This window comes from Pseudomonas sp. OV546 (genome assembly GCF_900116845.1).
GTDB classification, from domain to species: domain Bacteria; phylum Pseudomonadota; class Gammaproteobacteria; order Pseudomonadales; family Pseudomonadaceae; genus Aquipseudomonas; species Aquipseudomonas petroselini.
The window spans coordinates 34,745-46,290 of record NZ_FPCE01000025.1; the positions used below are offsets into that span (position 1 = coordinate 34,745).

Here is an 11,546-nt window from a genome sequence, read left to right on the forward strand (position 1 = left end):
TCTCGGAAAAATTGCCTGTCATTTCAGTTGCTGCGCCCTCAAGTCGGCCTTAGACTGCCGCCCCTCGTAAATTGAGTGCCGGGTGGCGCTTGAAATGGACGGCGCCTTTCCGAGACCTGCAGAGGTCGACCGGAACGCTCCCTTATTCGCCTTAATGCACGTATTTTTTATAGAGAAATCAATGACAAAGGAAAAGTTGCTGGCCATGCCGGCGGATGACTACATGAATGCCGAACAGCACGCTTTTTTCGAGAAGTTGCTGCAAGACATGAAAGTGGAACACCACGAGCGCATCGAACAGAACCGCATCGCCATTGAAAGCCTGGACACCCCGGCTGACCCGGCTGACGCCGCTTCCGTGGAAGAAGAGCGCACTTGGCTGGTCAATGCCATCGACCGCGACCAGCGCATGCTGCCGCAACTTGAGCGTGCACTGGAACGCATCAAGGAAGATTCTTTTGGCTGGTGCGATGACAGCGGCGAGCCGATTGGCCTCAAGCGCCTGCTGATCAGCCCAACCACCAAATACTGCATCGAAGCGCAAGAGCGCCACGAGCAGATCGACAAGCATCAGCGCCAAGCCTGATGCGGTGAAGCTGGGGGATCGCCACGCCGTTCCCCCAGGGAAAGACCCCGTTACACCCCCTCTATTGATCTGCTGCAAGCTACCCCACTAAAGGCCCATGGATAATGGCCCGATAGTGGCGTTTAATGCAGTGACAATAACGACAAGCAGTGGGGTGGCGAAGATGGCTGGAGACGGATCTCTGATGGGCGCAGCAGTGCCACCGCAACCGGTGGTGCGCGGGTTGCCCGGCTGGTTCACGCAGCTGATGCAGAGCGCCGCCCTGGTGTTGCTACTGCTGGGCCTGGCGTTTGCCAGCCTGCCGCTGTACCTCTGCCTGCCACTGGCCTTGCTGGTGATCTGGCTGCCTCAGCTGAAACGCCGCACGCCGGTTATTGCGTCTGCCGAGGCCGTCGATGCCATTGGCGAGCTGACTCGCGACCTGTCCCACACCACCAGCCATAACGCATTGTCCGCTGCCGGCGTGGCCTATTCGGTCAAGCAACTGGCCGCCCGGTTGCAGTCGCAGTTGAGCGCCGCCAAGCAGATTGTCAGCAGTGCCGAAGTGATGATTGGCACCGAAAAGATCACCTCCCAACTCAGTCGTGAGGCTCTGGAAGCCGCGAGCCAAGCCCATCAGCGCAGCACCGAGGGCCGCGAAGTGCTGGCCCAATCAATTACCCGCATGCACCAACTCAGCCAGCGCGCCAACGCGAGCCGTGAACTGATCGAAGCCTTGAGCCAGCGCAGTGAAGAAATCCAGCGGGTGACCCTGGTGATCCAGTCCATCGCCAGCCAGACCAACTTGCTGGCGCTCAATGCGGCCATTGAAGCGGCGCGGGCCGGTGAACACGGTCGTGGCTTCGCGGTGGTCGCGGATGAAGTGCGCGGGCTGGCCGGCCGCACGGCCACGGCCACCGATGAAGTGGGCGTGATGGTGGCGGATATCCAGCAACGTACCGCCCAGGTGGTGGAGCAGATTCGCCAGCTTTCGGCGGACCTGCACACTGGCGTCGAGCAGGTGGAGCACGCTGGCGAGCAGTTGCAAAGTATCGCAACGCTGGCGGCGGGTGTGGAAGGCCAGGTGAATGAAATCGCCCAGGGCACCGACACCAATCGCACCCAGCTCGACAGCCTGTTCCATGCCGTGGAACAGATGCGCAGCGACCTGGCCGTCAGTGACCAGCAAACCCGTCAACTGGCCGATGCCGCCGTGCAGATGGAGGGTCAGGCCGAAACCATCAGCGAGCGCCTGGCGGCAGTCGGGCTGGATGACTACCACCAGCGTATCTACGACCTGGCCCGCGAGGGTGCGAGCCGGATTGCCGCGCAATTCGAAGCCGATGTGCAACAGAACCGCATCAGCCTGGATGACCTGTTCGACCGCAGCTACACGCCGATTGCCAACACCAGCCCGAGCAAGTACCACACCCGGTTTGACGGCTACACCGACCAGGTGCTGCCGGCGATCCAGGAGGCGCTGTTGCCACGGCATGAAGGGTTGGTGTTCGCCATCGCCTGCACGCCGCAGGGCTATGTGCCGACGCACAACAAAGCGTTTTCCCAGGCGCTGACCGGCGACATGCAAGTGGATGCGGTGCAGAACCGCACCAAGCGCAAGTTCGAAGACCGCACCGGGATCCGCTGTGGCAGCCACCAACAGGCAGTTCTGCTGCAAACCTATACCCGCGACACCGGGGAGTTGATGCACGATCTGTCGGTGCCGATCATGGTCAAGGGTCGGCACTGGGGCGGCCTGCGCCTGGGCTATAAACCCGAGGCTGTGAGGCGCTGACGTAAATTAGGCTTTTCCGGAATGGGCATAGGTATCGACACATATTGTAGTGAGCGGGCTTGTCCCGCGCTGGGTGGCGAAGCCGCCCCAATAAAGACATCGCCGAGTTCCAGATAGAACTAGGTCGCTTGGTTTGGGGCGGCTTCGCCACCCAGCGCGGGGCAAGCCCGCTCACTACAGGGAGATTTTTCAGCCTTTGAACGTTGTGTAGATATCTACCGTCAGTGCGGTTGATGCAGGCGTTGGTTGAGTTCGTCCACCGCGATCGCCCATTCGGCGTCTTCGCGCAGCTCTTCCTTGAGAAAACTTGCCTGTTGTGCGGACCAGAAAGGCGCATCGATCAACTTCACGTCGTCAGGCAAAGGGTGCGCGACGATAAACGCATCGATGGCCTCCGGAGTTGAATCCAGGCCCAATTGTTCAAACAGGGTTTCAAGGGTGGGGATTGGCGCGTCCATTTCGTTCTCCATGCAGGGTGGTCGTTATGCATGGGAGGGTTGTGGCGCGGTAGAGTTCTATCGGATGTCAGGAATTCAGGGCCCCGGCATCCACAGCGGTCTTTAACGCCTTGGCGGCGTCCTTTGCGGCGATGGCGGCGGCGTCGGCGGTTTTGAACCAGCGGTCTTTTTCCACCTGGTGTGTGGTGACAGTGGTCAGCGGTGGCTTGGCCCGCATGACAATCACTGCTTGAAATTCACCGTCTACCTCCCTTGCGTCGCCATGGATGAAAAATTCGCCGATATCAAATTCCGTCACGTAGAGCCTTCCCTTGGAGATAACTGCACTGGAGAAACCTGGCCCGCGGGGCACAAACTTCAGTGGACGGGCCAGTATGGCAGTTGTTGCGGGTCGGCGGCGCAGTTAAGTTACCCGGCGGACGAAACGATTGCGCTGTGGGAGGCCTGCAACAGGGCTTCAAGTTTCTTGGCCAGCTCACAGGCCTTGACATGATCGCTGCGAAAGCCTTTGATTCGACCACTGAGCACTTCACGGATGTGGAAAAAGTTTCTGCCGGCAGGTACGACTTGGTAGAGAACCGAATCCGAGTACCCACCAAAGCCGTTCAAACGGTAGTATTGAGCGCTGTCCTGACAGGATGAACGGGTGTGCGAAGACATAGCGCTGTAGGGTGATCGTTGCATGGCCTGCTCCTTTCGATCTAGCCGGATGACGTTATTGCAGCGTTTTGAGTGGTTTTGATCCTTGCTGCTGTTTTAGTATTGTTGTCGCCGGCCCGCGCACGGTTCCACGACAGTGTGTTTATTTGTGTTTGCGTGTCGGAAAACTGCATTTTTAATCAGGTTATTCTCTGAAGTTGGTCGGCGCGTATTCTCGTGCCGTGAAACCTGTGATCTCCTGTGGTGCCTGATGACCTCGCACAAGGTCTATCGCATACGTGCGCACTCGTCTTACGGCGCGATGGCGGGATTAACTTCAGTTTTTTTCAAAGAATGAGTGATGTGGTCGTGCCGTGATGGCCGTTTTTTTGTGCTGCCCGCTCTGGCGGACAGCGCTCTTTTCGATGTGGGGGCGTTTCCTTGGCAGTCAGTAATCTGGATATGCACGCGTTATTCGTGCTGGGTGATTTGCGCGCAAAGTTGGTTAAACAGTTTCAATCCCGTTTCGTTTACATCACCGAGCAGACGCCGGAAGGCATCTACATCGCCGAAATCGATACCGAAGCGGCGATGGTGGTGGATGACAAGCCCCGCCTGGAACTCAAAGTCGGTGACCATTTCCGCGCGGCGGTGTTGCCGAGTCGTGAAGGCGGCAAGTTCGAGTTGAAGTTCCGCGACATCAAGTTGACCGTCTATGGCTTGGGCGAATACGCCTTTGTGTCTTCAGCCGAAGGCCAGGGAATTGTGTTCAAGGAAGGCCACAGCGTGATGCTGGTATTTGCCGCCACCGAGCAACTGCAGGAAGGCCTGACCAAAACCCTGAAGGCCGTGACCGGCAAGGCCGCCAAATGGCGCAAGGGTGAACTGGTGACGTTCAAGGCCAGTGAATAATCAGTAAAAACAGCGAACACCCGTTATCTCCCGGAACCTCTACTACAGTTGAGTTGACTTAATTGTTCAGAGGCTTCGCGCATACGCAGCAAAGCCGTCCGCCATTGGCTGCGATATCGCGAGGTGCGAAGGCATGAAAGGATTGAGAACACTGTTGGCAGCATCCCTGACGACCCTGGCACTGTCAGTGACGACGTTGCCGGTTTCAGCGGCCCAGGCACCGATCCATTTTGCCGACTTGAACTGGGAAAGCGGCAGTCTGATCACTGAAGTGTTGCGGGTGATTGTCGAGAAGGGCTACGACCTGCCCACCGACACCTTGCCGGGCACCACCATCACCCTGGAAACCGCCCTGGCGAAGAACGACATTCAGGTGATCGGCGAAGAATGGGCCGGCCGCAGCCCGGTGTGGGTCAAGGCTGAGGCCGAAGGCAAGGTGGTAGGCCTGGGCGATACCGTCAAAGGCGCAACCGAAGGCTGGTGGGTGCCGGAATACGTGGTCAAGGGTGACCCTGCCAAAGGCATCAAGCCCCTGGCGCCGGGCCTCAAAAGCGTGACGGACCTGGCGCATTACAAGGACGTGTTCAAGGACCCCGAATCCCCAGGCAAGGGGCGCTTTCTCAACAGCCCGATCGGCTGGACCTCGGAAGTGGTCAACAAACAGAAGCTCAAGGCCTACGGCCTGGATGACAGCTACGTGAACTTCCGCAGCGGTTCGGGCGCGGCACTGGATGCCGAGATTGCCTCGTCGATCCGGCGTGGCAAGCCGGTGCTGTTCTACTACTGGTCGCCGACGCCGCTGATGGGACGCTACAAGCTGATCCAGCTGGAAGAACCGCCGTTTGATGCCGAGGCGTGGAAGACCCTGACGGATGCAGATAACCCTGATCCGAAGCCGACGCGGTCGTTGGCGTCGAAGTTGAGTATCGGCGTTTCTACGCCGTTCCAGAAGGAACATCCGCAGATTGCCGAGTTCTTTGAAAAGGTCGAGTTTCCGATTGAACCGCTGAATAAAGCCTTGGCGACCATGAGCGAAAATCACACCGCGCCACGTGAGGTGGCCCAGGCGTTTCTCAAGGAACATCCCGAGGTGTGGAAGGCATGGTTGACCGAGGATGTGGCGCAGAAGGTTGAAGCCAGCCTGAAATAACCACGGATCTTTCAGTTCAATGCGGATCAAGTGTGGGAGGGGGCTTGCTCCCGATGCAGCGTCTTAGTCACGGCATGGTTGACTGATTCACCGCTATCGGGAGCAAGCTTCCTTCCACATTCAGTTGCATTCCAAGATTAGAACCGGGTCTGTACCGCCAACTCAAAGGTTCGTGGCGAGCCCAAGTAATACGCCGGCGACACATGCGCAAACTCGGCATACACCTCATTGGTCACGTTGCGCACCCGGCCCGTCACCGAGGTGTGCGAGTCCACCTTATAGCGCAGGAACGTTCCGAACAGCGTGTAGGCTGGAACCGTCTGGGTGTTGGCATTGTCCGCAAACACCTCGGCCACATACCGCGCATCCACGCCACCTTGCCAGTCCTCGGCAAAATCATACGTCAGCCACAGGTTGCCCACGTGCTTGGGCACGTTGGTGGGCGTGTTGCCTTTGCGTGAGACTACCGCGCCGCTGGCGATTTTCTCATTGAAGTCCTCGTATTCGGCGTCAACCCAGGCGAAGTTGCCTTCCGCCAGCAGCCTGGGCGTGATGCGCAGTGAACTCGCCAACTCGATGCCCCTGGAAGACTGCGCGCCGACCGGGATGCTGTTGGTGGGATCCAGCGGATCGGTCACGGCAAAGTCCTTGCGCTCGATCTTGTAGGCCGCCACGGTGGCCGAGCCACGGCCGTCCAGGTAGTCGAACTTACTGCCCACTTCCCACTGTTTGCCCGTCGAGACCTCAAACACTTGCGTGGTGGTCGTCGGTTGCTCGGCGGCGGTGCTGTATTGCACATACACATTGGCCGAGGGGATGAACTGATAGGTCAGGCCCACGCGGCCGGTCACCGGTTCCCAGCGGCGCTTGAAGTGGCGGGGGTTGGTGGCGGTTATCGCCCGGTGGTTGGTGACGTCCAGGTCTATGGCGTCATACCGCAAGCCGGTCAGCAGCGACAGTTTATCGGTGAGGCCCAGACGGTTCTCCACGAATAATGCCTGGGTGGTGACTTCGTTGGTCTTGTCCTTGCCGACGTTCTCTCGGGTTCGCGGGATGTCATAGAAGTGGCCGGAATCGAAGTTGTTCGGGTCTACCACGCTGTTGCCTGGCACATTCAGTGGGGTGTTGGTGGTGCTGTTGACCTTGTACTCGAAACCGCCGGACCAGGTGGTCGAGAGGCCGAAAATGTGGTCCTCGTGGCGCCACTCGAACTGGTTACCGTTTTGTTCGCCCTGATGGCGCACCTGATAGGCCGTCGAGCGGTTTACCGCGCTGTTGTCGGCGTTGTACTGGTAGGTTTCCAGGTTGCGGTAATCGCGCTGGCTGTCCAAATGGTAGAGGGTGTTTTTCAGCGTGGTGCTGTCGTTGAGGCGGTAGTCGATGATCGAACGCACCCAGAGCGTGCGCTGTTCGTAGCGGCCGTCGGCGACGTTGTAGTTGTTGAAGCGGTTGCGCTTGTCGATCTTCAGTTCGCCGACCTTGGGGTTGAGCACCGGTGTGCCCCAGTAGGGGCTGTCTTCATGCTCATCCTGGTATTCCAGCGCCAGGGTGTGGGACAGGTTCGGGGTGAGATCGCTGAGCAGGGAAAACGCCAGGCTCCAGGCGTCGCGCTGGTCGCGGTCGATGTAGCTGTGGTTGGTGCTGCGGCTTACATCCAGGCGAGCGTAGTGCTGCACCTCGGCGCCGGGGTCGGTCAGGGCATGATTGACACCGAAGGCCATGCCGGCGGTGTCATAACTGCCGTAAGTGAGTTGCCCTTCGGCAGCCTGTTCCTCACGGGTGGCCAGCTTGGTCACGTAGTTGAGCGAACCGCCCACTGAGCCTGCGCCGTTGATCAGCGAGGAGGGGCCGCCCACCAGCTCCACCCGGTCATAGATCCACGCATCCACCGGGCGTGCCAGGCCGGTGGCGACGTTGATGCCGTTGAACATCTGGGTGATCTGGCTGCTGGTAAAACCACGGTAGGAGACAAACCCGCCAAACCCCGGTGGAGCGCTGGCGTTGACGCCGGGCAAGGTATTGGCCGCATCGCGGAAAGTCTTGGCGCCGTGGCGCTCGATGTCATTGCGAGTGGCGATGGCCACTGACGCCGGGGTTTCCCGCACGCTCAAGCCCAACCGCGACGCCATGCCGCTGGATTGGTCCAAAGCCAAACCGGGCTCGACGGCTTGTTCGCCATCGATGGTCGTCGGGGCCAACTCAAGGGCCCAGGCGCAGACAGGCAGGCAGCCGAACAGGCCCGCCAACAGGGGTAGATGTTTCATGGTTGAATCCTGAAAAACTTGGCTTGAAAGCAACGCACAGCCATCCGTATTTCCTTGCGGAAACGGCGCTCAGTGCAGATCAGAAAGCGAAGGACTCAGGCGAAGGCAGGCGGCGCGCGCGGGTGGGCCGTGGGCCAGGTGAAGCGGGCAGGGATGTCAGCAGCCAGGACGAAGGCAGGCGGGGGGGCATGAGGCTGTGGCAGCACCGCCACATTCAGGCTGGAACTCAGCGCCGGGCCCATGCCGCCGGTGGAACACAGCGGACAACCAAACGCCTTGGACAGTGTAGGCAAATTCTCTTCAGGGGCATTGGACGGCGTGGGCGCCTGGGTGCGCGGGTCCACCGTACAAAACTGACCGCCGATGCCATTGAGCTGCATCCCGACCATCTGCCCATGACCGATGCTGCAGGCGAACACATTGAACAGGACGCAGCAGTAAAGCATCCAGGCAATGAGCGAGCGATCGGCACGGGCAAGTTTCATGGGGCGGCACTTTACCATCAGCCGCCGACGAAATGCCTGCAGAAAATCTCAGGGCGACTATTCTGTTTCGCACCTTTTCAGGGAGAGCCAGCCATGAGCTTTGTTGTCGCACGATGGATTGTCGGCGTTTTTACCTGCATCAGCATGGTCCACCTCTACTGGGCCGCCGGCGGCAAACTCGGCAGCCTCGCCGCCATCCCCCAACTGCCCGGCGAATTCGCCAGTGGCCCAAAGCCAGCGTTCAAGCCCTCGGCGCTGGGGACGTTCCTCGTGGCGATGGGGCTGGTGGCGATTGCGCTGTTGGTGTGCCTGCGGGCTGGGCTGTACTTCTCGGCGGTGTCCCATGGGGCGCTGCAGTGGGGGATCAGCGCGATTGCCGTGGTGATGTTTGCAAGGGCGATTGGGGATTCGGAGTTGGTGGGGTTTTTCAAGAAGGTGGGTGGGTCGCGGTTTGCGAGGTTGGATACGTATTTTTATTCGCCATTGTGTTTGGTGTTGGGGGTGGGGTTGTTGGTGGTGGCGTGGGGGTGAGGGGGATTAATGCGGGATACGTAAAAAGCTAGAAGAAGAAAAAGAGGCCTGTTCGGTTTTTGATCGCAAGGGTGTTTAGATCGATTAATTTTTTTATAGTAGATGAGTTTTCGGGCGTCAGATGGTTATTGAGGATCGCTAAGGTTTTGTTGAGCTCCTCAAGGTTGTAGATGACTTCGTCTTCGTAGTCGTCAATTATTTTTCCCAGCGTGGTGTTTATTGCTTCTAGCGCGCCTGACTGTAGAAGTTGTTCGTACTCTTCGTGGGTGAGCGTAACGCTTTCGAGTAAAGAGTCCGGGCAGTCGTCTACGTCTAATAAACTCATGGCCTCTAAGGTAAGTGGGGTACAGATTACTTTCATTTTTTGTGTACCTTTTTATTAAAGTGGGTGGCTTCATTGTATTCGCTTTGCGTTCTACCGATTTGCTTTCCTGAAGGGGATGTCTTGTTGTTAGGGACCACGCCTTCAAGACTCAAGTAGCGCCTTTTTCCCGGCTGTGATGGGTCATGGATTCTGAAGTAGTCCCCATTGAGGTCCTCTACAATTTCAACGCCATTTGCAGGGTTCTTGTAGATTTTCTTGCCTTTGTCTGTCGTCGTCACGATTGGGTCAGTGCCGGCAAACTTGACGATGTTTTCATCTAAGCTTGCTACCTTCCAGTTTGAGGAATACTTAGCTGCTCGCTCAGCTCCCCCAGTTTTAGGTAGTTCAGCTTCTCCTGGATCCACTTTTGTCGACTTGGCCGGATCCTTAGCACTCACCTCCGCCCCACACCCGTCTTCTCCAGGGCAGTTATTCAACCCCAACGGGTCTATCCATCCTGTAGGGTTGGGCACGTACTGGTACGCATTGATCCCACCCGCCAGCTTCACTGGATCCGGTGTCAGGTACCGACCAATATCCGGATGGTAGTAGCGATGGCGGTTGTAGTGCAGCCCGCTTTCTGGATCGAAGTATTGGCCCTGGAAGCGCAGCGGGTTGTCGATTTTTCCGATGTCGAGCCGGGTGATTTCGCCGTATGCGCGGTAGTGCGCGGACCAGACAATTTCTCCTTCGGTGTCGGTGAGTTCTTGTGGGGTGCCGAGGTGGTCAAGTTGGTAGTGGTAGACCTTGGTTTCTTTTGGGCCGAATCCTTCCAGTAGAGCCAGTGGACGAAAGCTGTCCGGTTCATAGAGGTAGCTGCGGTGACGGTCCGCATGGTGTTCGGCGATGAGTGTGTCGCCTTGCCAGAAGAACTCGGTGGTTACGTCGTCGACGGTTTTGCTGATACGCCGCCCAAACGGGTCGTAGCGGTAGCTGGCGGTCTGGCCGTTAGGTTGGGTGATGCCGATCAGCCGATGCTGGCAGTCGTAGCGGTACTCGGTGACGAGTGCGTGGCCTTTGCCGCGGCGTTCGCGGATGAGGTTGCCGAAGGCGTCGTAGTCGTAATGGTGTTCGCCTTGGATCATCAGGCGGTTGCCGGCGACGATGTCGGGGCCCGGCCGGTCTTGCATGAGCAGGTTGCCGGCGGGGTCGTGGCCGAAGCGTTCTGGCTCTTCTTGGGAGTGGTTGGCGCGGGTGAGGCGGCTTAGTGGGTCGTAGTGGTAGTGGTGCTCGCCTTTGCGGGTGTCGAGCAGGCGGGTGAGGTTGCCGGATTTGTCGTAGTCGTAGTGGCGTTGGTAGAGGGTGTATTCCTGCTGGGTGACGGCGTGGGCATGCAAGCGTTGCTGGTCGTCGTAGTGGTAGTGGCTGATCAGTTGGCCTTGTTGGCGTTGGTGTTCCTGGCCGGCTTTGTAGAGATGCGAAGTGAGGATCTCGCCGTTCAGTTCGACGGTGGCCAGGTGGCCGCCTTTGTCGTGGTTGAAGGTGAGGCGGTTGTTGTCGGGCAGGCGCAGGTTTGTAAGTTGGCCGCAGGCGTCGTAGCCGTAGCGCAGGGTTCCCCAGCCTTGGTGTTCGGCGGTGAGGCGGTTTTGGACGTCGTATTCGTAGGCTAAAAACCAATTACCGTCGTCAACGCTGAGGAGATTGCCCTGGCGGTCGTAGGCATAGTCGACAGAGTTTCCATCAGGCAGGGTTTTTCTTACGAGCCGACCGGCGTGGTCTCGCTCGTAGCGGGTAACCAACTGACTGCCGTCATCGCCGTGTTCCGTCTTTTCCTGAAGGTTGCCGTTGAGGTCGTAAACGTAAGCGGTGCGCTGACCGTCAAAGCCGATCTCCTGTTGGATCAGGCCGTTGGCGTGGTAATCAAGCTTGTAGGTTTCGCCAACCTCGTTTTCGATTTCAGTCAGTAACAAGCGTACGTTGTCGTAGCGGTAGTTGACCTGGCTGCCATCGGCATTGATGCGGCGGCTGATCAGGTGCAGGCCGTCGGCGTATTCGTAGCGGGTGACGTTCCCCAGTTCATCGCGTTCGGAAGTGATTTTTCCGTAGGGGTTGTAGGTATATTTACGCGTTTCGCCGCTCGGCAAGACGATTTGGACTAACCGCCCAACGTCGTTCCACTCAAATTGTGTGAGCGCACCGTGCTCATCTTCTTGGGAGATTTTTCGGCCAAGATCGTCATAGCGATAACGCTTGATCCCACCATTCGGCAACTGCTCTTCAAGCAACTGCCCACGTTCATTCCAAACCAACGTCTGACAGCTGTGATCCGGATACCAAACCCCAACCAGCTGCCCATATTTGTTGTAGCTGTAGTCAATAGCGTTGCCGTCAGGATCGGTCCTGCGCGTCACATCCCCCTGATCATTCCGCTCATACTTCCAAA

Annotated in this window: 12 protein-coding genes; 5 read left to right on the forward strand and 7 right to left on the reverse strand. The window is 58.3% G+C overall.

Annotated features, from left to right (window positions below; translation table 11 throughout):
• Window positions 1-181 precede the first annotated feature (181 nt).
• A complete protein-coding gene (locus BM403_RS30775) occupies window positions 182-586 on the forward strand; it encodes a TraR/DksA family transcriptional regulator (RefSeq protein WP_003191666.1) in 405 nt (134 codons plus the stop codon).
• A 547-nt stretch (window positions 587-1,133) separates the two neighbouring features.
• Window positions 1,134-2,360 (forward strand): methyl-accepting chemotaxis protein, encoded by a 1,227-nt coding sequence (locus BM403_RS30780; protein WP_370636896.1) that lies wholly within the window; start codon window positions 1,134-1,136, stop codon window positions 2,358-2,360.
• A 221-nt stretch (window positions 2,361-2,581) separates the two neighbouring features.
• On the opposite strand, the gene BM403_RS30785 is transcribed toward BM403_RS30780, so the two are convergent.
• The 3 genes from BM403_RS30785 to BM403_RS30795 all read right to left on the reverse strand — a co-directional run bounded on the left by BM403_RS30785 (window position 2,582) and on the right by BM403_RS30795 (window position 3,502).
• Window positions 2,582-2,818: a DUF2789 domain-containing protein gene (locus BM403_RS30785; RefSeq protein WP_043205235.1), complete on the reverse strand. Its 237-nt coding sequence runs from the start codon at window positions 2,816-2,818 to the stop codon at window positions 2,582-2,584.
• A 67-nt stretch (window positions 2,819-2,885) separates the two neighbouring features.
• Window positions 2,886-3,116: a hypothetical protein gene (locus BM403_RS30790; RefSeq protein ID WP_093546923.1), complete on the reverse strand. Its 231-nt coding sequence runs from the start codon at window positions 3,114-3,116 to the stop codon at window positions 2,886-2,888.
• Between the two features lie 110 nt (window positions 3,117-3,226).
• Window positions 3,227-3,502, reverse strand: coding sequence for a hypothetical protein (locus BM403_RS30795; RefSeq protein WP_012723790.1), 276 nt, complete (start codon window positions 3,500-3,502; stop codon window positions 3,227-3,229).
• 417 nt (window positions 3,503-3,919) lie between these two features.
• Here BM403_RS30795 and BM403_RS30800 point away from each other — a divergent pair, with 417 nt between their 5' ends.
• Together BM403_RS30800 and BM403_RS30805 are read left to right on the forward strand one after the other, a co-directional pair.
• Entirely contained in the window at window positions 3,920-4,369 is a 450-nt protein-coding gene (locus BM403_RS30800) for a hypothetical protein (RefSeq protein ID WP_046034041.1), read from the forward strand.
• A 133-nt stretch (window positions 4,370-4,502) separates the two neighbouring features.
• Window positions 4,503-5,519, forward strand: coding sequence for an ABC transporter substrate-binding protein (locus tag BM403_RS30805; protein ID WP_093546928.1), 1,017 nt, complete (start codon window positions 4,503-4,505; stop codon window positions 5,517-5,519).
• A gap of 137 nt (window positions 5,520-5,656) precedes the next feature.
• Here BM403_RS30805 and BM403_RS30810 read toward each other — a convergent pair whose 3' ends face one another.
• Window positions 5,657-7,783 carry a TonB-dependent receptor gene (locus BM403_RS30810; RefSeq protein WP_093546931.1) on the reverse strand — a complete coding sequence of 709 codons (2,127 nt, stop codon included), beginning with the start codon at window positions 7,781-7,783 and terminating at the stop codon, window positions 5,657-5,659.
• A 95-nt stretch (window positions 7,784-7,878) separates the two neighbouring features.
• Window positions 7,879-8,268, reverse strand: coding sequence for a DUF2946 domain-containing protein (locus BM403_RS30815; RefSeq protein WP_093546934.1), 390 nt, complete (start codon window positions 8,266-8,268; stop codon window positions 7,879-7,881).
• A gap of 93 nt (window positions 8,269-8,361) precedes the next feature.
• On the opposite strand from BM403_RS30815, the gene BM403_RS30820 reads away from it, so the two are divergent.
• Window positions 8,362-8,799 (forward strand): DUF3995 domain-containing protein, encoded by a 438-nt coding sequence (locus BM403_RS30820; protein WP_078048046.1) that lies wholly within the window; start codon window positions 8,362-8,364, stop codon window positions 8,797-8,799.
• 28 nt (window positions 8,800-8,827) lie between these two features.
• Here the strand turns inward: BM403_RS30820 and BM403_RS30825 are convergent, their stop codons facing one another.
• Window positions 8,828-9,160: a hypothetical protein gene (locus BM403_RS30825; protein ID WP_012723796.1), complete on the reverse strand. Its 333-nt coding sequence runs from the start codon at window positions 9,158-9,160 to the stop codon at window positions 8,828-8,830.
• Window positions 9,157-11,546: RHS repeat-associated core domain-containing protein (locus tag BM403_RS30830; RefSeq protein ID WP_139238018.1), on the reverse strand; the 2,390-nt coding region annotated here is incomplete at its 5' end. The genes BM403_RS30830 and BM403_RS30825, both read right to left, overlap by 4 nt.

Excerpts from the sequence above, each read along its gene's own strand:
- BM403_RS30775 (WP_003191666.1), top strand. The coding sequence starts at position 182 with ATGACAAAGGAAAAGTTGCTGGCCATGCCGGCGGATGACTACATGAAT.
- BM403_RS30780 (WP_370636896.1), top strand. The coding sequence starts at position 1,134 with ATGATTGGCACCGAAAAGATCACCTCCCAACTCAGTCGTGAGGCTCTG.
- BM403_RS30785 (WP_043205235.1), bottom strand. The coding sequence starts at position 2,818 with ATGGACGCGCCAATCCCCACCCTTGAAACCCTGTTTGAACAATTGGGC.
- BM403_RS30795 (WP_012723790.1), bottom strand. The coding sequence starts at position 3,502 with ATGCAACGATCACCCTACAGCGCTATGTCTTCGCACACCCGTTCATCC.
- BM403_RS30800 (WP_046034041.1), top strand. The coding sequence starts at position 3,920 with ATGCACGCGTTATTCGTGCTGGGTGATTTGCGCGCAAAGTTGGTTAAA.
- BM403_RS30805 (WP_093546928.1), top strand. The coding sequence starts at position 4,503 with ATGAAAGGATTGAGAACACTGTTGGCAGCATCCCTGACGACCCTGGCA.
- BM403_RS30810 (WP_093546931.1), bottom strand. The coding sequence starts at position 7,783 with ATGAAACATCTACCCCTGTTGGCGGGCCTGTTCGGCTGCCTGCCTGTC.
- BM403_RS30815 (WP_093546934.1), bottom strand. The coding sequence starts at position 8,268 with ATGAAACTTGCCCGTGCCGATCGCTCGCTCATTGCCTGGATGCTTTAC.
- BM403_RS30820 (WP_078048046.1), top strand. The coding sequence starts at position 8,362 with ATGAGCTTTGTTGTCGCACGATGGATTGTCGGCGTTTTTACCTGCATC.
- BM403_RS30825 (WP_012723796.1), bottom strand. The coding sequence starts at position 9,160 with ATGAAAGTAATCTGTACCCCACTTACCTTAGAGGCCATGAGTTTATTA.